The organism is Marinomonas ostreistagni, assembly GCF_016888445.1.
GTDB lineage: Bacteria > Pseudomonadota > Gammaproteobacteria > Pseudomonadales > Marinomonadaceae > Marinomonas > Marinomonas ostreistagni.
This window is the reverse complement of record NZ_JAFEKF010000002.1, coordinates 577,662-598,032: the sequence shown is the minus strand read 5'-3', so window position 1 is coordinate 598,032 and position 20,371 is coordinate 577,662. Positions and strand designations below refer to the sequence as shown.

At 39.2% G+C, this 20,371-nt stretch carries 22 protein-coding genes; all 22 read right to left on the bottom strand.

Going from position 1 to position 20,371, the window contains the following annotated elements; translation table 11 throughout:
- Positions 1-2: 2 nt before the first annotated feature.
- The 22 genes from JQX58_RS08235 to JQX58_RS15300 all read right to left on the bottom strand — a co-directional run bounded on the left by JQX58_RS08235 (position 3) and on the right by JQX58_RS15300 (position 20,291).
- Positions 3-1,157 (bottom strand): glycosyltransferase, encoded by a 1,155-nt coding sequence (locus JQX58_RS08235; protein ID WP_204146357.1) that lies wholly within the window; start codon positions 1,155-1,157, stop codon positions 3-5.
- A 6-nt stretch (positions 1,158-1,163) separates the two neighbouring features.
- Entirely contained in the window at positions 1,164-2,369 is a 1,206-nt protein-coding gene (locus tag JQX58_RS08230; RefSeq protein WP_204146356.1) for an O-antigen ligase family protein, read from the bottom strand.
- Positions 2,366-3,544 carry a lipopolysaccharide biosynthesis protein gene (locus JQX58_RS08225; protein ID WP_204146355.1) on the bottom strand — a complete coding sequence of 393 codons (1,179 nt, stop codon included), beginning with the start codon at positions 3,542-3,544 and terminating at the stop codon, positions 2,366-2,368. The genes JQX58_RS08230 and JQX58_RS08225 overlap by 4 nt, the downstream gene beginning before the upstream one ends.
- Entirely contained in the window at positions 3,541-4,014 is a 474-nt protein-coding gene (locus JQX58_RS08220; RefSeq protein WP_204146354.1) for an acyltransferase, read from the bottom strand. Before JQX58_RS08220 ends, JQX58_RS08225 begins: the two co-directional genes overlap by 4 nt.
- 2 nt (positions 4,015-4,016) lie before the next feature.
- A complete protein-coding gene (locus JQX58_RS08215) occupies positions 4,017-4,793 on the bottom strand; it encodes a phytanoyl-CoA dioxygenase family protein (RefSeq protein ID WP_204146353.1) in 777 nt (258 codons plus the stop codon).
- Between the two features lie 25 nt (positions 4,794-4,818).
- Positions 4,819-5,727: a hypothetical protein gene (locus tag JQX58_RS08210; protein WP_204146352.1), complete on the bottom strand. Its 909-nt coding sequence runs from the start codon at positions 5,725-5,727 to the stop codon at positions 4,819-4,821.
- Between the two features lie 12 nt (positions 5,728-5,739).
- The gene (locus JQX58_RS08205; protein WP_204146351.1) at positions 5,740-6,426 is read right to left on the bottom strand and encodes an acylneuraminate cytidylyltransferase family protein; all 687 of its coding nucleotides are present in this window, start codon (positions 6,424-6,426) and stop codon (positions 5,740-5,742) included.
- Positions 6,427-6,429: 3 nt separating this feature from the next.
- Positions 6,430-7,488, bottom strand: coding sequence for a nucleotidyltransferase family protein (locus JQX58_RS08200; protein ID WP_204146350.1), 1,059 nt, complete (start codon positions 7,486-7,488; stop codon positions 6,430-6,432).
- 2 nt (positions 7,489-7,490) lie between these two features.
- Complete coding sequence (locus JQX58_RS08195) at positions 7,491-8,153, bottom strand: NeuD/PglB/VioB family sugar acetyltransferase (RefSeq protein WP_204146349.1); 663 nt, start codon at positions 8,151-8,153, stop codon at positions 7,491-7,493.
- A complete protein-coding gene (gene neuB / locus JQX58_RS08190) occupies positions 8,146-9,219 on the bottom strand; it encodes an N-acetylneuraminate synthase (protein ID WP_204146348.1) in 1,074 nt (357 codons plus the stop codon). Before neuB ends, JQX58_RS08195 begins: the two co-directional genes overlap by 8 nt.
- The gene (locus tag JQX58_RS08185) at positions 9,216-9,893 is read right to left on the bottom strand and encodes a PIG-L deacetylase family protein (RefSeq protein ID WP_204146347.1); all 678 of its coding nucleotides are present in this window, start codon (positions 9,891-9,893) and stop codon (positions 9,216-9,218) included. Before JQX58_RS08185 ends, neuB begins: the two co-directional genes overlap by 4 nt.
- On the bottom strand, positions 9,883-11,037 hold the full coding sequence (gene neuC / locus JQX58_RS08180) for a UDP-N-acetylglucosamine 2-epimerase (RefSeq protein ID WP_204146346.1): 1,155 nt from the start codon (positions 11,035-11,037) through the stop codon (positions 9,883-9,885). Before neuC ends, JQX58_RS08185 begins: the two co-directional genes overlap by 11 nt.
- Positions 11,037-11,924: a GNAT family N-acetyltransferase gene (locus JQX58_RS08175; protein ID WP_204146345.1), complete on the bottom strand. Its 888-nt coding sequence runs from the start codon at positions 11,922-11,924 to the stop codon at positions 11,037-11,039. The genes neuC and JQX58_RS08175 overlap by 1 nt, the downstream gene beginning before the upstream one ends.
- Positions 11,863-12,705: a 3-hydroxyacyl-CoA dehydrogenase NAD-binding domain-containing protein gene (locus JQX58_RS08170; protein ID WP_204146344.1), complete on the bottom strand. Its 843-nt coding sequence runs from the start codon at positions 12,703-12,705 to the stop codon at positions 11,863-11,865. Before JQX58_RS08170 ends, JQX58_RS08175 begins: the two co-directional genes overlap by 62 nt.
- Positions 12,695-13,867, bottom strand: a complete 1,173-nt coding sequence (locus JQX58_RS08165) for a LegC family aminotransferase (RefSeq protein ID WP_204146343.1) — start codon at positions 13,865-13,867, stop codon at positions 12,695-12,697. Before JQX58_RS08165 ends, JQX58_RS08170 begins: the two co-directional genes overlap by 11 nt.
- Before the next feature lie 12 nt (positions 13,868-13,879).
- Positions 13,880-15,070 carry a UDP-N-acetylglucosamine 4,6-dehydratase gene (locus tag JQX58_RS08160; RefSeq protein ID WP_204146342.1) on the bottom strand — a complete coding sequence of 397 codons (1,191 nt, stop codon included), beginning with the start codon at positions 15,068-15,070 and terminating at the stop codon, positions 13,880-13,882.
- A gap of 9 nt (positions 15,071-15,079) precedes the next feature.
- Complete coding sequence (locus JQX58_RS08155; RefSeq protein WP_204146662.1) at positions 15,080-16,246, bottom strand: nucleotide sugar dehydrogenase; 1,167 nt, start codon at positions 16,244-16,246, stop codon at positions 15,080-15,082.
- Between the two features lie 28 nt (positions 16,247-16,274).
- Complete coding sequence (locus JQX58_RS08150) at positions 16,275-17,267, bottom strand: NAD-dependent epimerase (protein ID WP_204146341.1); 993 nt, start codon at positions 17,265-17,267, stop codon at positions 16,275-16,277.
- A complete protein-coding gene (locus tag JQX58_RS08145; protein ID WP_204146340.1) occupies positions 17,264-17,626 on the bottom strand; it encodes a MarR family EPS-associated transcriptional regulator in 363 nt (120 codons plus the stop codon). Before JQX58_RS08145 ends, JQX58_RS08150 begins: the two co-directional genes overlap by 4 nt.
- Positions 17,620-17,769 (bottom strand): hypothetical protein, encoded by a 150-nt coding sequence (locus JQX58_RS08140; RefSeq protein WP_204146339.1) that lies wholly within the window; start codon positions 17,767-17,769, stop codon positions 17,620-17,622. Before JQX58_RS08140 ends, JQX58_RS08145 begins: the two co-directional genes overlap by 7 nt.
- A gap of 154 nt (positions 17,770-17,923) precedes the next feature.
- The gene (locus JQX58_RS08135) at positions 17,924-18,751 is read right to left on the bottom strand and encodes an alpha/beta hydrolase (RefSeq protein WP_204146338.1); all 828 of its coding nucleotides are present in this window, start codon (positions 18,749-18,751) and stop codon (positions 17,924-17,926) included.
- Between the two features lie 64 nt (positions 18,752-18,815).
- The gene (locus tag JQX58_RS15300) at positions 18,816-20,291 is read right to left on the bottom strand and encodes an autotransporter outer membrane beta-barrel domain-containing protein (RefSeq protein WP_239090220.1); all 1,476 of its coding nucleotides are present in this window, start codon (positions 20,289-20,291) and stop codon (positions 18,816-18,818) included.
- Between the last annotated feature and the right edge of the window lie 80 nt (positions 20,292-20,371).

Below are 20,371 nucleotides of genomic sequence, written 5' to 3'. Positions count from 1 at the left end.
ACCTATCTCACCATTGCCTTTACAAGGCCTTTTATAAAAACAATAGGCTTCCTAAAAAAAGCCATAAAATCCTTAAAAAAAGAAATACTTAATCTTCCCCAATCAACTCTCTTTTCAAGCTTTGAAGAGACAAAAAATAACATTTTTTTATGCGACAATACCTCATCAGAAATAGAGTTAGACATACTTTCATGCAAAATATTTTTATGGCCACTAAAAGCATTATAAAGATCGCTCTTTAGTATTGCCTCCAGCTTCCTTCTCTCCTTACAAAAACCATTATCAAATAAAAAATCAACAAGCCTTTTTTTGCTTTCCACTTGAGAGTAACACTTTTTATTTTTCGAAATATAAAATTTATATTTATTTTTTTTATAAATAAATTCTTCTAGTGTTTCACTAAGCAAATCTAAATCAGAAAAAATAAAATCACTCTCTTCATCAAGGTGATTATTAGTTCCTCCTTTCATTTTAGAGTAACTAATAATCACTAGGTCATTCAAAGCAGCCTCAGCTACGACTCGTGCCGCACCTTCAGACAAAGAGGGACAAACCAATGATCTACTCTCTTGGTAGATCTGACTCATCATTTCCTTGGGAAGCATATCACCTTGATAGCTAAGCTCTAAATACTTTATCCCTTTTCTATAATTATGAGGTATTTTATTTATTTCGTCTCTAACTCTTTTCAAGTAACTCTTTTGTTCAAAATCATCTGAAAAACGATTAATTATAAAAGCACTAAAATCAACTCCCTTTTCAGAAAGTTTCCTAAAAGCTTTAACTAATTTAAGTAAGTTTTTTCTTGTCTGAGAATTACCGACAAATAGGAAATCATACTTCTTAACCTTGTTAATATCTTCATTTTTATTGAACAGATCTTCATTTATAAAATTAAAGCCATTCAAGGGCAATCTTGGTTTATTTTTATCGCCTTTTTTTATTTCAAGAACATTATCGGCGGCTATGAAAAAATCCACATATTCAGGCTCATACTCAAAAACTGAAAAAAAACCAATATACAAGCCTATATGATAATTACTTTTAAGATTTTTAATTAGATCATCTCCAACACTAGATAGAAAACGATACTCTGAATGCTTAAAAACTAGAACACCTTTTTCCACACCATTATTTTCGACCAAAACATATGCCATTTCCACTCACCCTTGACTTGAAAAACTAAAAGTCATCTTCATTAACAAAATATATAAAATCCACATTGATGACTGAATATGAATTTCATTAAAAAATGACAAAAAGAAACATGAACACAGAAGACTTAAATTCAAATCAATGAAAAAAACTGCTTTATAGTCTTCCTCCTTCCTCTTCATATAAATAAGATTTGCCACCATCAAAGAGTAAATAAAAATAAAATAAATTAATAAAAAGATCCCATGCTCAGAGGATAATTGATTAAAGGCAGCTTCTGGGGAAGCTGAATGCGGACTGTAATTATTCATAATAGCAAAATCATAGAAACCACCCACCCCCAAACCAAAAAATGGATTCTCTAACCCAACTAAAAAGGAATCAAAAAACTGCCTAAACCTCACATAATCTGGACTACTAAGTTGTTGAACGCTCCTTTCTAAGCGACTAAAAATATAATTAAAGTAACTTCCACTATCAAAAAAGTAATACAAAAAAACAACAAAAAATAAAGTAACAAACAAAAAAAACAGTACTCTAAAAACCTTAAAACAAGAAAATTTAAAACTAAAAAACCCATAAAAAACAAAAAACAAAACCAAAGCTAAAAGGTTTTGCCTAGACAAAGAAAAAACAATAAAAATACACAACAACACACAACAACACACAACAAATGCTTTCTTCAAAAAGATAGATTTAATATAAAAAAAGACCACAACATTTAAAACAAGCAGAAAAAAAACCTGATTAAATGTGCTATTTATAGGTATTTCCTTATTAACTAAATACCACCTCAACACATTAACATTAGATAAATCATAATCAACAATAGAAAAAAGATAAATAAAACAAATAAAATTCAAAATAAAAAGAGCTCTAAACGCATCATCCCCCCCAAAAACAAAATAACTTTTATTATTCGATGAGGCCGATATAGAAAAAACAAAAACTATAAAAAATGTGAAAAATATAGTAAAAGGAACCGAGCTTATAATTCCATTATCAACGACACCCAAAAGGGTGCTCAAAAAGAATAAGAACCAAAAACAAATAACAGTTAAGAAAGCTTTATTTAACTTAGCTACCCCTCTACACACAAAAATATAAATCACGTAAAAAACCAAAAAAAAGGCACTGAGTCTTTTTAAGGTCCCAAAAAAAATCGGAATATTAAATGAAGCCATACCAGCTGAAAGAAAAAACAAAAACCTCATCTCATTCTCTCTCTATAAAAGCAAAAACAAAAATTAACAAGAACACCGAAAGAACAAAAAATCATCAAATAAAAGCTAAACTGATATATAGTGTCCACGCCATTAAAAAACAAAAGAATACAAAATGTAAACAAGAAAAAATATTGAACAAACATATTTCTCAAAACAGAAAAACTGTATTCACTGGCGTAATCATAGGAGAATAGAACATTTGAAAAAACCCTAAAAAGAACCACCATTAACTGAAATATCAGTATACTAATAACATCGTAAAACTCATCTGAAAATAAAAAAGGGAACAACTTTGAAATAATATAGTAAAGAACAAAAACAAAAGGGAGCGCGCCCCCAAAAAGCATACAAACCTCCATGATTTTTATTTTTTTTCTGTATATTTTTGTCTCCATATAAACAGTAAATGCCTTCATGGTAATATATAAAATATTAGAAAGCTGAGCACCAAGAGCATATATTGCTAAAGTTTCCACTCCAAAAAAAGCACCAACATATACCTTATCTCCTTGACTAACTATCTTATCATATATACCGTTTGGCGCTAATTTAAAATTCTCCTTTGCAGTCTCTACTAGATCTGATGCATTTAAATTAGAGAATTTAAAGAAGTCAAAAAAAACCTTATCGAAAGATATAAATATAAAAAAAATTAAGATTGAAGATGCAAAGAACCTTAAGCTCCACTCAGCATTAATAAATAGCGCATCAAGAAAAATAACTGAAGCTATAGGCAAGACTGTTATTAATAGTGAAAAAAATGCACTATAAATAACCTTATCATTAGAAATTAAATATGAAGAATAAATTATAAAAATACTATATAGAACTATATAGACAGAGCCAATAAATGAATCGAATAATGAGTAAAAGACGAGACAAGAAAATGATGAAAGAATAGAAACAAAAAAAACAGCCGCACTTATTTTCTTTTTATAATTTAAATAATCTGCATCCGAATATATTATAGCTGCAGCAATTTTCCTAATCTTAGTAGGACTACCTAATGTTGAAAAAAAGCAGAACCAAGTAATTATAGATAGATAATAACTATACTGCCCATAACCATTCTTTCCAAGTGCGGATACAAAAGGAGGTAATAGTAAAAACTGTAGTGCTGCAGTTCCATATGAAAGTGTTAAGTATTTAATTTTTTCTTTCATAAAGTGAATTTTCTTATTACTTTAGCTGGTGCACCTGCTGCGCTACAACTGTCGACTATATCATGTGTGACAACACTATTTGCTCCAATCACTACATTGTCACCAATGCAAACTCCAGGACATATGAAAACATTTGCTCCGATTAAAACATTATTACCAATATATACACTAGAGTTTTTAGGCTCAGAAATTTTATTCTTAATCTTCATCTCAATGTCAAATGAAGAAGTATAAATTTTTACATTATGACCAATTGAAACATCATCACCGACTACTAACTTAGTTCCTTTAGGTACATTTAAGTATGAATAATAGCTTATATAGCACCTAGAACCAAAAAAAACATCTCCTTTGACATTAAATCTGATCAAAAACCCGTTAAACCTAAAATCACTTGGGAGGTTATACTTTACTCGATAACCACTATAAACAAAGATCTTAAAGAACAAATTTAATAACCTATAAAACATAATCACACCTGCTTATACTTATTGAAGTGATTAGGTATTTTTTTATTCCAAAAATAACAAAACAACACATATCGAGACCCAGTCTCGATTGGCTTGCCTCTATGAATACCTTTTGTATCTACAAACATTAGTTTCCCAGCCTCACCAGTCATATTTACTGCCTCTTGCCCAGTTTCATCACAATATTTTTTAATATCTGATTCTGAAAACCTATATTGCCCAGGTCTGAAAACTTTTTTAAAGCACATGTTTATTATATTAATTTTCTTGTGAGATTTCGGGATGTATTGAAAGGGGCCGTTACTTTCGTCGACATCACTTAGATAACAAATAGCTTTTGTTTGGTGCTGTATAGGTGAGTCTCTGTGCCACCCTCCCCCTGACCCAACATTGCCGTCAACAGCATCGACTCTTCCAGCAAGCAACATACCAACTGGACTATCAATACCTGTATATACCTTTAGAACATTTAGGAAATATTCATTTTTTAAGAACTCCGCAAATTTTTCATTTATCGTATCAATGAAATACAACCTATGATCGGAGTTTTTTGAGTCAACCCATAAATTAATATCACTCTTATTAATTAAGGAATCTATTTCCTTTATGAGTGCTGAACATTCATCTCTAGAAAGAAATCCATCTATTGAATGAAATCCATTTTCACTTATAGCACTATATTCTTTATTTAACCTCTCTTTAATCTTCCTAGTGCACCTTAATTTTCTGATATTTCTAATTAAACTTTCGAAGAACTCTTTTACCAAAAATTTTATCATAGTCATAGGCTCCCTTAGCTAGAATTTAATCCTGATATATTCGACTGATTCCATTTTTTTCTAGAAGATCATAGCATTCATATATCGCCTCTAAATCACCTAATAACCACGATGCCTGACCAGGGTCAATACATGAGAATTTCACATCAGGAATCATCACAGATAAATTGTAAAGAGCAGTAGAATACAATGAGAAATATTCCGCTTTCGGTGCACCATTAATAATAAAGTAGTCTTCTAATGGTAGATCAGGCTTAATTAATATGTAGCCTATCTCTGAAACTTTTTTCAGTTTTTCCGGAGCCTCTCCTCTATGAGCAAAATATAAACATTTTATATTATTGCAATACTTGCTTCTCAGAATTGAAAGATAAAACTCCTCATTCAGATACCCTATTTCTACAACCTTCGAACCTATAAAACATATGCCAACCTCTTCGGCATAATTAACTTTAACCTTATCAAACTGCATATATTGAAACGACAAGGAATTATTTTTATCTTTTGAAATATCAAATTCAATTTGATATAGTGATGAATACAAAGTAACTTTGTATTTTTTTATTTTTCTCCAGTACGAGTATAAGTACAACCCGTCATCGACCAACACTATTTTTTTAAAAAAACTAAAATTCTTAATGATTTTAGAAGAAACAAAACTTCTGGCATCACCAACAACTAAAGTTTTACAGCGCATAATATCGTAAATAAAACAAAAAAATACTTTAAAATTCTCAAAAAAGCCATCTGATAAGTTAACTCTCTTAACTAAAAACTCATCTCTACCAATTAAAATATTATCATATTGCTTGCATTGTTCACTAGAACCATTTATACGTAAATAGACCTTTATATTTTTTTTCTTTCCACTTATTTCATTACAGTATCTAATAAAATTTTTAAGCTGATAAGACGACTCAATATATGCTATCATGATCAAAATCTTCTAAAAATTCTTTAACATTTCGGCAATCCTAAAATCAATTTCTTCATCTATATCAATCGATTCTTCTCTCTTCATTATATAAGCGTATGATTTATCATCAAACCCTATATTTTTATCACATATGAGACTTTTAGTATTATAAACATATAAAGCTCCGTTTATCCTGTAACTCTTCTCTAAATCTTGACTACGTTTTTCCTTAACACCCTCTTTTATAAAAGAAACTAGACTATTATCTTCAGGTAATGTATTACACCATAATAAAGGATGATCTGTTTCACATACAGATATAATAGAATTAGCATCTTTTTCAATAAATAACTCTAAAGCTTCATCAATATTCTTTTCTGTTCTAAGTGGGCTTGTTGGCTGTAACACGACTACGATATCATATTTTTTTTCTTGCTCACCTAGTGCATGAAGTATCACATCTAAAGTACCTACCTTATCACTAGCTAAGTAACCAGGTCTTTTTAATGTTGGTGCTTGCATAGACTTAGATATATTTAGTATTTCGTCATCGTCACTAGTAACAATATACTTATCTATATACATTGACTTCTTGGCTGCTTCTATACTCCATAAAATGAGTGGTTTTCCTGATAGAGGAAGAATATTCTTTCTTGGTAATCTTTTACTCCCCCCCCTTGCAGGTATTACTGCCAGTACTCTTTTTTTATTGATCATATTTCATAGGCCTAAGTTTAATATATCAGTTTGAGCTCGATTAAAATCATCCATTCTTCCAATATCTAGCCAATACTCATGGATAGGAAACATCAATACATTTTGACGCTCATTCATATGCTTCTCTAAAAGAGATGGCATATCAATTTTCTCATTTTTGGCAACAGAGTTTATGACTTGTGGCGACAGCACATATATACCAGCATTAATAAAGAAGCGATGCACAGGCTTCTCTACCATGCTGGTAATTTTATTACCCTCTCCATTAATAACGCCGTAGGGGATTTGGTAGTCATATTCACGAACACACATTGTTGCGTCTGCATTGTTATCTTCATGAAATTTCAATAACCTTTCAAAGTTAACATTAGTAAGCACATCACCATTGATCATAATGAGAGGTAGATCCTTTGGCATACTGCCTGGAAGCAGACCAAGCGCCCCACCTGTCCCTAGAGGTTTATCTTCATGCACATAAGTAATACTAACTCCAAGATCTTCACCATCTTTGAAGTGCCCATGAATCTGCTCAGGCATGTAGTGAGTTGAAATATAGAAATTACTAAAGCCCGCCTTTATAAAACTCTTTATAACTGTTTCTAATATCGGTTTATCACCAACTTTCAGCATTGGCTTGGGGCAATTATCAGTTAATGGTTTTAAACGCGTTCCAAAACCACCTGCCATGATAAATATCGGATTTTGATAACGTTTTTTGCTTAGTGCACTATGAAGCGTTTCAAGTCCTGTTACTACACCCTCTTCACTGACAAGCGGAACTGATAAAACCTGATGCTTTTCCATCAAAGTTACTAGCTCATCCTTTGTCGCATGATTAAAAGCGATAATTGGGCTAGTGTTCATGACCTTACTAACAGACTCTTCTAGTGATAACCCACGTAATAGCGCCCGACGTATATCGCCGTCAGTAATGACTCCTAACAGCTTTCTATCGGGACTCACTGCTAAGGCCACACGCAAGGCTTCGCTGTCAATTATCTTAAGCGCTTCTTTAATACTACTAGACTCGCTAACTAGGGCTTTTTGCCAACTATGACTCATCTCTATGATCCATGCTCTTGTTGCTTAAGAGTCCCTTTAGCAGGGTAAACAATACTATTAGGCTCTATTATTTTGTTAACGATTGCGCCAGCTCCTATCAAAGTGCTCTGTCCCACTTTGACATTTTGGGTCAACACAGACCCTGCACCTATAAATACATCTCGCTCTGTTTCAACCTGACCACATAACACCGATTTTGGCGCAATGTGATTATATTCACCTATCTTACAGTCATGTTCTATGAGCGCACTTGTATTTACAATACTGTGTTTGCCCACATGAGCACCTGTATGCACGATAGCCATCGGGAGAATCTGAGCCCCCTCTTCAATTAGCGCTGAAGGAGACACATAGGCACTGTCAGCAATCACGCTATCAAACTGGTAACCTAACTCAAGAAAGTACTCATTTACCCTTTTCCTTAACATCGATTTTGGCAACATGCCAATACCGTTCACTAATCTTACCTGCTCTTTATTGAAAGTGAGTACATCACTGTCTTCTTTGAGGTGTACCATTCCTCTAAATATCGCTCGCTCTTGAATTTCCTCAGGACTTAGCACAGCAACAATTTCTCTATTTTGCATAAGCAAAATTTCGGCAAGAACCGCCGCATGACCACCACCACCAATCAAAACGATCGGGGGCTTTAATGATCTACTCACGAATTAGATCTCCCGCCTTATAATCCTGATTCGATTCAGTCCCGATGTAATGCCAGTATCGGTATGGAGTCACTCCAGAGCCTGGACGTTTAATCGTTAGGTTTGCTTCCGTAAGTTGCTCGCCAATTGCTATGTCTTTGGCCGCTACCAAACTTTTCCTTGCGACAAGTTTATTCTTCACTTCAGAGACTGTTGGCTTCTTAGTATAAGAGCCTAGCGCTTGCTCAACCTGACGTATTGCATCGACCATTGCCTTCAGCTCCTGAGGCTCAAGCGATGCTTTATGATCGGGACCTTCCATATCTTTATCGAGGGTAAAGTGCTTCTCAATCAATACTGCCCCGCGAGCGACAGCGGCTACTGGTATAGTAATCCCCTCGCTATGATCCGAATAACCAGCCGCCAGTCCAAATGCTTGCCCCAAGGTATCCATAGCGCGAAGATTAATCTCTTCCATTGGTGCGGGATACTCAGTAGTACAATGAAGAATTGTCACTTTCTCTTTCAGGGCCTTCTGCCCTTTGTCAGAGGCGTAAGCCTCTTGAAAAGCTTGTAAAGAAGGTACTGTTGATGCATCCGCTGTATAGCCAAATGCAATCACGCCTAGAGCAGTCTCAATTTCTGATAATGATGCCATACCAGTTGAAACAATTAGATCGCAACCAGATCGAGCATGTGCCAAAACTAAAGGCGCATTAGTGAGCTCTCCTGATGGTAACTTTAATCGCTTGAGTGCCAAGTCATTCACTAAAAAATCTAAGCTATCAAGATCAAAGGCTGTTGATAAAAACTCAATACCCAAAGAGTCACAGTATTTCACCAACTCATGATGTGTATCGTAAGGTAATTCTAGCCGGCTAAGCATCGCAAACTGCGACTCTTCTTTCTTAGTATTAGCTACTTGATATGCAGCTTGCTTTGCATCTTCTGTTACTAAATTTTTAGCTTTGAATGTTTGAAATTTTACGATATTAGCGCCTGCCTCTTTGGCAGCATCAATTAACTCAAAGGCAAGCTTACGACTTCCATTATGATTTACGCCAGCTTCAGCAATAATAATAGTCATAATATCTCCTTTATTAACAAGAAAGCTTCTGCAGCTTGAGCATTGCATTGAGCTCCTCTTACTCGAGCAAGAGACTCGAGAGCTAACTTAGATCTGGGGAATGGAAAATCACTCACTTCTGACTCAAATATTTCTAATATATCAAGTTTTTTATCTAGATATTCGCTGATATCAACATAAACATTCGGTCTAAAACCACCATCCTCCGGCTTCATACCAAAATCGGTTTCTGACATTGTCTCGTAAGCTAAGACTTTTTTAATAAAAGGAAAGCGAAATGACTTAGATGCAGACATTACAGCATCATAAACAATCTCGTGATCACTATGAGCATCATTTCGATAAACCGTTAAGACTATTGAGGGCTTGATTTGCTCTACTACTGAGCAAATGGGGCCAATTATTTCACTTTTTGGCAAAGTTTCTAATTTCGCTGGTGGAAGCTGTAGTTCATGTACCCCTTTGAATCCGTAGGCCTCTGCTACAGTCTTAATTTCAGAGCGTCTCTTATCTATCTGAGCTTCAGTGAAGCCATAGGAGGAAGTCATACCTGTCACGAGTAACCAGTGGACACTATAGCCTTGTTTCGATAATTTCAAAATAGTTCCACCACACCCTAAAGTTTCATCATCTGCATGAGGAGCAACAACTAAAATATTTCTATTACTCTTCATTTATTGGATCCTCTGTCTTTAACAATAAACTTTGAAAATTTATACTTTTAATAAGATTATATGCTTGCTTAGAAGATTGACCATCGCCATAAGGATTTATAACTTTTGATAATTTAGCTTTGAACTCAATAGTTTTTATTTTTTTAACGCCACTCAATATGGATTCTTTATTAGCCTCTACAAAAACAACATTTTCAGCACAAAGACGATTTTTTTGACGCTCCCCAATATTTATACATGCAATCGGAATAGTAGCTGCTTCTAATAATCCTGCTGATGAATTACCTGCAATAAGGGAGCAAGCCTTAAACAACTGAACAAAATCAATTCTAGGCAAATTACTATAGACTGATAAATGATCTGTATTATTTTCAAAACTTTCAATCACATTGCGTATACGTGCATTACCATAATCAGTATTAGGCTTCCCTATGAACACATGATAGCCTTCTTCAATTAATACATTAATTGCATCTCTAACAATGCTCTCAACATTATCTAACTCCCCCTCAACAGGATGATAGATAAAAAGAGCTAAAGGTCTAGTAACTTCTTTAAAAGCAATTTTTGATACAACACTTGGATTTTTATCAATATCATAGAATTTATCTAATGCAACACTACCTATATTAAAAACTCGCCGACTAGGTTCTCCAATAGCATATAAACGCCTTGCATGCTCATCATTACTTACAAAATGTACAGTCGATAATTTCGATACTGCATGTCTTATAGGATTATCAATATGTCCATCCGACGCATGATCACCGCCAAATAAGTGTAATGTTGGAATTGATAAATATCCCCCGAGCATAGCACCTATCATAATCTCTTCTCTATCTCCAGCATAAATAATAAGATCTGGAGAATACCTCTTTACTATATCTACTGATGACATTAACAAAATAGAAGCACTCTTAAGTCTAGAGGAACTACTATCTGCATCCAGCAAACTTTCGATACTCATCAAGATATTAAAGCCATCCGCTTCAATATATTTTCTAGTTAAACCAAAAGATGGAGAGTTATGCGCTCCTCCAACTAGTAGCTGTAAATCAATTTCTGGATCCAAGTGGAGTTTTTTGAAAAGAGAGCTGACAAGATCATATTCAGAACGAATTGAGGTTAGTGCTAAAATTTTCATTAAAATACATCCGACATACACATTTGCACAAAGAAATTTACATCATCCCTTCCACTATAGTTAAAGAATCGATAGCCAAATCGGTATGAAAAAGCGACTTTACAATTTAACTCTTCTTCTTTAGAGTCCGGTATAGGCAATATTGTATAAACTTTACTCAGCTCAGCTATATCAGCTATATCAGCTATATAAACAGGATCTTCAACATACATAAGATCTAAAGAGTCGTGCACCCTTTTCAGGCCAACCCCCTTTTTTATAGACCATTCTTGTTTAGGTTTTTTCATTCTCCAATTTTTAACGTCACCATTGAGAAATAAAGTATATTTTTCTTTATAGTTTTCTTCTGATGTCCTTTTTCTCCAGTAGTCCTGAACCTGCTTTGATAATTCAATAACCTTGTAATCTAAATCTATAGTCCACCCCAAACGCTTCCTGAAGCCTGGCGCAGAATTATTATTCGGAAAACCAAATACAACTGACGGCTCGATTTTAGACTCAATTTTATCGTAAACTCTGTTTGCAAGTAATTGAAAAAGTTTATACTTTCTATAAGCGGCCGCCACCATCGTCGTCATGGACAAATAACCTTGAATCTCTCCTTTCGAGCAGCTTAAAGTACAAGGAATCACAGCGTAGTGTCCAATCACTTTATCATTTGAGATAGCTAGTGAAACTATTGGCTCTCCAAAAGGATTATTAACATAGGCCCACTCCCAAAGCTCGACATCTAATGGTTTAGAAAAACTTTCTAAAAATAATTCAGAGATCCCATCGATATATTTAATTAGATCCTCTGAATTATCTATATCAATAATCTGAATGTTATCGTCTATAAGCATGAAAACCTCTTCCCGACTTTCTTCCCAAATAGCCAGCACGAACATACTGTCTCAATAAAGGATGTGCTCTGTATTTAGGGTCACCCGTTTCGTAATGGAGAGTTTCCATGATTGAAAGGCAAACATCAGTACCAATTAAGTCAGCTAATGCCAGCGGACCCAGTGGATGATTTGCACCTAATTTCATTGCTTTATCAATATCATCTATAGAAGCTACGCTTTCTGCATATATAGATATGGCCTCATTAATCATTGGAATAAGCATTCTATTCACAATAAATCCTGGGGACTCATTAACTAAGACTGCTTCCTTACCCAAATTAGAAGCTAACTCTATCGCTCTATTCACAGTGCAATCAGATGTATTTAATCCCTTAACAACTTCAACAAGCTGCATTACTGAAGTAGGATTAAAAAAATGCATTCCTACTACCTTCTCTGGAAATCGCGTGGAAATAGATAAAGCAGTAATAGAAAATGAAGAAGTATTCGTGGCTATAATAGCGTCTTCATCAAGGTAATCAGATACACTTTCAAGAAGCTGTTCTTTAAGGCGCATTTCTTCAGAAACAGCCTCTATACAGAATGAACTGCCAGATATTTTAGATAGATCAGTTGAAAAAACTAACTTATTTAATAGTTTTTCATTATCAAAGCCTGAGTTTTTAGCGAACCGTCGAACTTCTTTTTTTACCTTCAACAAGGCTTTATCCAACGAAGATTCAGATCGAGCCCACCAGATAACGGTATCAACATATGGCGATTGCAACATTAGAGAAACAATACCCGCCCCCATTTGACCACTTCCTAAAATACTAACTTTCATTTCGTTCCTCTATAACATCAAATTTTATAGGCGTACTTGGCAGATTAACCAGATGAGCTTCAATAAACTCTGAGTTATTGAGATCTGCTCGTATTGCATTCTCAAACATAGGTAAACGATGCATCAGTTTCCAAATAGGGCGTGTCATTACGCCAGCAGCATTGGTTTCTTTAAGTAATCGCTCACGAGCCTCTTGATCTGGGCAAATAATTGCATTGAGCCAATAGTTCGATTGAGCGTAACTTGGCTCACTGACAAATTTATATTCAGAGTCTGAGAAGAAATCACGATAACGTCCTGCTAACTGACGTTTTTGCTGCAGATAGCTGTCTAGTACTTCCATTTGAGCACACCCTAACGCAGCGTTGATATTTGGCATACGGTAGTTAAAACCTGGCTCATCATGAAAAAACTCATAAGCATGAGGTACCTTAGCGGTAGTTGTCAGATGCTTGGTATGTACTCCATCATCAGATGATTGACACAGCACGATGCCACCACCTCCAGTCGTAATAATCTTGTTGCCATTAAAACTTAATGCACCAAAATCACCAATCGTGCCTGTATGCTTGCCTTTATAAAAGGACCCCAAGCTCTCAGCCGCATCTTCAACCAAGGCAATATTCCACTTTTGACAAATAGCTAATAGCTCATCTAGCTCCACTGGGTGGCCAAAAGTATGCATAGGCACTACAGCTTGGATTCTCTTACCGGTCGGTTTATGAATGCACCCCGTCTCTGTCACCTCTGCTTGTTCACATAAAAATGCGTCTACAGCTTTTGGACATAGACCTAAACTTACGGGTGATACATCCACAAAGACTGGCTCCGCGCCCATGTGATGGAGCGCATTACACGTCGCGACAAATGTTAGAGCCTGAGTAATGACCAAGTCCCCTTGTCGCACACCAGCCATATATAATGCCGTGTGTAGCGCTGCCGTACCATTAACCGTCGCAACCGCTTTGGCGGTTCCGGTGAAACTTTCGATTTTATGTTCGAAGTTGTCGACAAACTTACCTACGCTTGAGACAAAAGTACTTTCAAGTGTCTCCATAACGTAGTTTTTTTCGTTACCATCGAACCTAGGCACATGTAGAGGAATAAACTCATTCGTTTGGTAAGTACCTCTAATAAACTCAACGATTGATGCAGATTTCATAAGTCCGACCACCTACATTTTGCTATCAAGATATTTGCCTGTTTCTTTATGCCCAAAGCCAGGAATCATCTTGAAGAATAGTTCAACAATCTGCTCTTTGGACCAACTGCGCGCCGCTTTCATCTCTGTAATACAGCTCTCAAATAAAGACAGCAAAGCTTGATCGTACTCTGGTGTATTTTTGATGATGCCAAGGTTTTCAAAGCGCGACATATCAAGGGTTTCGGTATCTGTAAAGAATTCCTCAAAATCCTTTTCCCCAGTTGTATCACTACCGGTAAATAAACAGGGCCACTGGCCTTTCTCTGGCAGAGTATGAACTAACTCACGAGCCTCCTCTTCTGAAGAACATAAATACGGCTCGTAACCGCGCTGCTTGAGATAATTAACCGCGATATCTGAGAAAGATATGAGATGTAGGGCTTCGCTTAATTTAGGGAAAAAGATGTCACGATTTTCACCAAAGATACACGACATCAAGCATAGCTCGCCTGACTCTTGCGGGGTTACAAAGTAGCGCTTGATATCATTCGGAGCAACGATAGGCTGACGCTTTTGGATACGCTGGTTAAAGCCGTGTAACAATGAACCATCGGAAAAAGCCACGTTGGCAAAACGTGCCGTAGAAATATCCATATGTTCACTTTTGCGCATCAAGAACATCTCCATGATACGCTTTGAAGCGCCCATCATATTTACTGGGTTCGCTGCTTTATCAGTGGACACACAGAAGTACTTCTTGGCTCCGGCATCAATTGCCTGCTGAATCGTTTTGTCGGTGTTGAAGACATTCACATCAATCATTCGCATCAAGGTAAACGGATCTTTTTCACTACGGACATGCTTCAGTGCTGACAAGTTCAATATATAATCGTAGTTGCCATCTGCCGCTATAAAAGCATCGTACTCTATCGATCCGATATCTAAAGCAAAGGTTTGGAAATCGCCTTCGATATAGCCTAAAGAACTACGAATATCCCGCACCAACTCCACCATGTTATTTTCACTGATATCAACAACATGTAGCTTCTTAGGATTGCGTTTAAAAATCTCTTTTGTAACAGCTTGACCGATCGAGCCAGCGCCACCTAAAACCAAAAATTTAGACTCTGAGACAGTCTGCGAAAGTTTCTCTTCATTCCCTGTAATATCAACGCTGAACAGGGCTTTATCTCTGCCGATCAAGCTTAAAATATCACTCATAATAGATCTCTAATCATTCCCAAATAAATCACGTGTATAAACTTTACTCGCCACATCACTAAGCTCTTCTGCTGGGCGGTTAGCAACGATCACATCAGCCATTCTCTTAAATTCAGCTAAGTCTTTTACCACACGTGAGTGAAAGAATTCGTCTTGCTCTAAAACTGGCTCGTAGATGACAACTTCAATGCCTTTGGCTTTGATGCGCTTCATGATGCCTTGGATAGCGGATGCGCGGAAGTTATCACTGCCGGTTTTCATCACTAAGCGATAGATGCCAACCACTTTCGGGTTGCGCTTGATTACCGAGTCCGCAATAAAGTCTTTGCGGGTTGAATTGGAGTCAACAATCGCTCGGATTAGGTTGTTCGGTACATCTTGATAGTTTGCCAGCAGCTGTTTGGTATCTTTTGGTAGACAATAGCCACCATAACCAAAGCTTGGGTTGTTGTAATGGCTACCTATGCGGGGATCGAGTGATACACCATCAATGATCTGCTTGGTATCTAAACCGTGAGATTCACAATAAGTATCCAGCTCATTGAAGTACGCTACGCGCAGTGCTAGGTAAGTATTTGAGAACAACTTAACCGCTTCGGCTTCGGTGCTGTCGGTTAGTAGTACTTCGATGTCCTGTTTAATTGCGCCTTGCTTAAGTAAGTCAGCAAATTGTTGCGCTCGCTCTGTGCGCTCACCGACGATAATGCGTGAGGGATAAAGGTTGTCGTATAGCGCTTTGCCTTCACGTAAGAACTCAGGCGAGAAGATAATATTGTCGCAGTTAAACTTCTCTTTTACGCTCTTGGTGTAACCTACCGGAACTGTCGATTTGATCACCATCACAGTATTTGGGTTGATCGCCATGACATCTTGGATCACCGCCTCAACGCTGTTGGTATTAAAGTAGTTGGTTTCCGTATCGTAATCCGTCGGCGTAGCGATGATGACAAAGTCGGCGTTTTCGTAGGCTTGCTGTTTGTCTAGGGTCGCTCTGAAGTTAAGCGTTTTGTTGGCTAAAAAGTCTTCTATTTCAGCATCAACGATCGGTGACTGCTTGTCATTAAGAAGTTGGACTTTTTCTGCCACGATATCGACCGCTGTCACGTCATTGTGCTGCGCGAGCAACATAGCGTTCGAAAGGCCGACATAGCCGGTGCCGGCGATGGCAATATTCAGTTTTTGCTTGCTCATATTCTCTATTCCTTTAGCCCTTCAGCTCTGTTTGAAAGGCTTTGTACCATTCTACAAATTTCAGCATGCCTTCTTGGATGGAGGTAGCTGGTTTGTACCCTACCGCCGCCTCAAGCTGTGCGGTGTCAGCATAGGTTTTCGGCACATCACCTGGCTGCATATCCATATAGATCTTTTCAGCTTGTTTGCCACAGGCAGACTCGATCGCTTCGATAAATTCTGAGAGCTGGATTGGCTGATTATTGCCAATGTTGTAGATCGCGTACGACGCTGTCGTACCTTGGTTCTGATTTGCCTGGGGCAATACATCTTGAATGCGCACTACCCCTTCAACGATGTCATCGATGTAGGTAAAGTCACGCATCATTTTGCCGTGATTAAAAACCTTGATTGGTTTGTCATTGAGGATGGCTTCGGTAAAGAGCCAAGGGGCCATATCAGGTCGCCCGCCTGGGCCGTAGACGGTAAAGAAGCGTAGACCAGTCGTCGGGATGCCATAAAGGTGCGAATAAGAATGCGCCATCAGCTCATTGGATTTTTTGGTAGCCGCATAGAGCGACACTGGATGGTCCACCACATCTGACTCAGAGAACGGAATCTTAGTGTTCATGCCATAAACTGAACTAGAAGAGGCATAGACGAGATGCTCGACCTGATTATGGCGACAACCTTCTAAAATCGTCATCATACCCACGAGGTTACTGTCGACGTATTCAAACGGTGCTTCTAGCGAGTAGCGCACACCCGCTTGGGCCGCTAAGTGAATGACTCGCTGGAATTGCTCGGTTTTGAAAAGCTCAGCCATGCCCTCGCGATCGGCCAGATCTAGCTGTACGAAACGAAAATTTTCTTGTGGCAGCAGCTTTTCGAGACGATGTTGCTTTAGCGCTGGCAAGTAGTACGCATTTAAGCTGTCTAAGCCTACGACTTCATGACCTGCTTCTAAGAGACGCTCACAGGTATGCATACCAATAAATCCGGCCGCACCGGTAACTAAATACTTCATATACTTTGATCGTTTCGTTGTGTCGCTGAGTGCGAACTCGTTTCCAATACTTCTCGCCTCAATACTTCTATCTCGGCCGTCAGTTCTTCATGTTCTTGTAATTTGCGCGCTAAAAAACGCTTCGTTAGCGCGGCTTTTTCCTCAATACCGCTGAGCGTGAGCAGATACCAATAGCCGCTTTTATTCGGGTTGTTTTTAAAGTTTTCTGCTTTGATTTGACCTTTTTCGATCAGGGCTTTTAGGCAAAAGTTGGTTTTGCCTAGGCTGATGCCAAGCTGCTTAGCGAGCTCACGCTGGCTGATCTGTGGGTCGGCTTCGACGGCTTTAAGGATTTTTAGGCGGTATTCGTCGTTTAGCATACGTTGGTTTGCTCACGTAAATCAGACGATAAAAGGGATGCAGCACAGTGCAAAGGATTAAAAGAGAGCTCAGCAATAGGTGTGACGCAGGCACGAGTCGAGTGCTCGATACGATGAGGTCGAGGTGCTGTTGAAATGGCCACGTGCTGATTCCTTGCCTAGGGCGTGCGTTCAAGAGATGAACATGATAAAGCAAGGGTGTTTTTGAGTAAATAAAACGCGTAGGAAAAGTTGACGCTGTATCCTAGCGCTCAACACATTTACGCCTTTAAGTGATTTAGTGCACAGTTCTGTCTACTATTTAGTCAGCTCTTTAGCCTCTATTTCATGCCAGCAGCAGTGATGATCGTAGTCTTCCATTACCTGCACTTCAGGCTGCTGCGATGCAGGAAAGCGCTTTTGATACGCTTCGGCGACTGCTGGAGGGACGATCGTATCCTTAGCGCCGACATAGTGTATCTGCGGGATCGATGCTAATGCTTGCCAAGCGTCGGCTGGATTTAATGAGCCGTATAGCGGTGTGATCTGCTTTAACTGTGCCCAATAATCGGTATCAAGATTACCAGCGAGGGTAATCAATTTGGCGATATCATGGCGCCTTGCCGCGACGAGCGCGGCCACAGCGCCACCGCCTGAATAGCCAACTAAGACTACCTGCTGCGCCTGAGCATTGGCTTTTAAGCGATCAATTGCCGCATCGGTGGCGCGGATCACCTCTGGCGCAAAGCGTGCGGAGGTCCAATAGCGCTTTTCACAGCGTGCATCCTTTACATACTGACACGGGCGCGCAAGGTAAGCGACTGGGCCAGAGTCTTTCATATTGAGCGCGAGCTCTAGTGCTAGAGGTGATATCGGTGTGGGATTTAACGACGGTCGATTACGACTCACCCATGCTAGTCCATCGCCTTCGATAAAGATGATTAATGGCTCTGTTGCAGTGTTTATCCCTGGGGCTTTTAGAGGGCGCGCGCTAAATAATGCAAATTCAGGTGTCTTGAGCACTTCACTCTGCCAGCCAGCTTGCTCGATCAGCATCGCGGCGTATTGCTGGCGCTCAGTTACCGAAACACCGGCGCACCCTTGTAATAGCGCCATCAAACTTATACACAGTAACAGCCGCTTCATACCCTTTCCTCTCACAAAAAAGCCCTACACAGGTGTAGGGCTTTGAGTGTAACACTTCTCAGTCTTAGAACATCCAACGTACTTTGGCGCTGGCGGTGTGGCTTAAGAAGTTTTCTTTGCCTTGCATATCGTAGTTGGCACTTAGGGTGGTGGTGTCGTCTAGGTTGTAGTTAACACCGACTCCGGCGGTGACGCGCCATGGGGCTTGGTTGAGACCTTGGGTGGTGAAGGCGGTGCCGCCACCGGCGTAAGTCGAGGTGACGCTGGTGTCATCGTCGATTAGGTCGTAACCCACGCCGGCGTTAGCCAGTAGCGCCCATTGATCATTGAACTCATGCATCAAGTCGCCTTGCAAGCTCACTACGAACGCATCGATCTGGTCATCGCTCACCGATAAGTTCAACGCGCCAGCACCCGTCTCGGTGTAACGGCGGTTTTCGATGTGTGAGTAATCCAGCTGCACGCTTGGTGTCAGTGTGGTGCGCTCAGCTACAGCAAAGGTGCGACCTACGCCAACGCCCACGTGCGTGGTGTAAGTATCGTAGTCGGATTCGGCGGTACGGCCGATAAATGACATATGACGCTTACCTTCGGTTTTGTTAATGCCCCAATCTGCTTGCCAGTTGACCGATAGATCGTAAGCCTCAGCGCCTAGATCGTGTTGGCCGTAAAAGGCGATCTGGTAAGCATCGATATCAGCGGAGTTGCGTGAGGTGCTGTTTTCACCTTTCATGGAGCTGTCCACGTATGACAGAGCGATACCGACCGTGTCGTTGTCGCTGATGTCGCCATCCACACCACCGATGATGCCGTAGCTGTCGACGGTAAAGCCGGCACTGTCATCGATTGAATGTTGCGTCGCCCAGCTACCGATCGGTTTGACCCAACCGTGCTTATCAGCGATAAAGCCATCACCCGACGCAAGACCTGAGGTCATTGCCTGGCGCGTACGAATGATACGACCTGTGGTTTGCATTACGTTGGCCGCCGCTTGTGTCGTCGCGCCTTGCATCAAAGGTAGCGTTTCGGCCACGGCTTCACTGACTTCTTCATCGGTCGCCAAACGACCAAATGCCGTGACGACATTGTCCATATCTGAGCCGCTGGTACCGCCACTCATAAAGCTATCTAGCACGCTGGCTGCGCCGTAGTTTTGCGTCGCGCGGCGATTGCGGACGGAGGTGGAGACGGTGCGAGTTTGTTGAGTGGTTAGATCGACTGTGTTGTCGTTGTTGACCACTGCTGCGAAATCAAATAACGCTGAGTTATCAGTGACGTTGAATGTGGAAGCATTCAATGTGCCTGCAGAGATAACACTGTCTAGTAGATTGCCATTGGCAAGCGTATTCACCGTGGCGACATCGATGTCGATCTTAGAATCAGCAGCAAAATCTGCAGTGCCCGCTACGTTTAGCTGGCCGTAGCTAGCAGAACTGGATGCACCGATTTGGAGGATGCCATCAACAGTTTGGCTATAGTCTCCACCTAAGCTTAATGTATTGCCATCCGCGATGCGCAAGGTGCCACCATCGACGGCCATCGCACCAGTGTAGCTATTTAAATTTCCAGTAAAAGCAGTCGATCCAGAGATGAGTTTAATGTTGCCATTTCCCATTATGC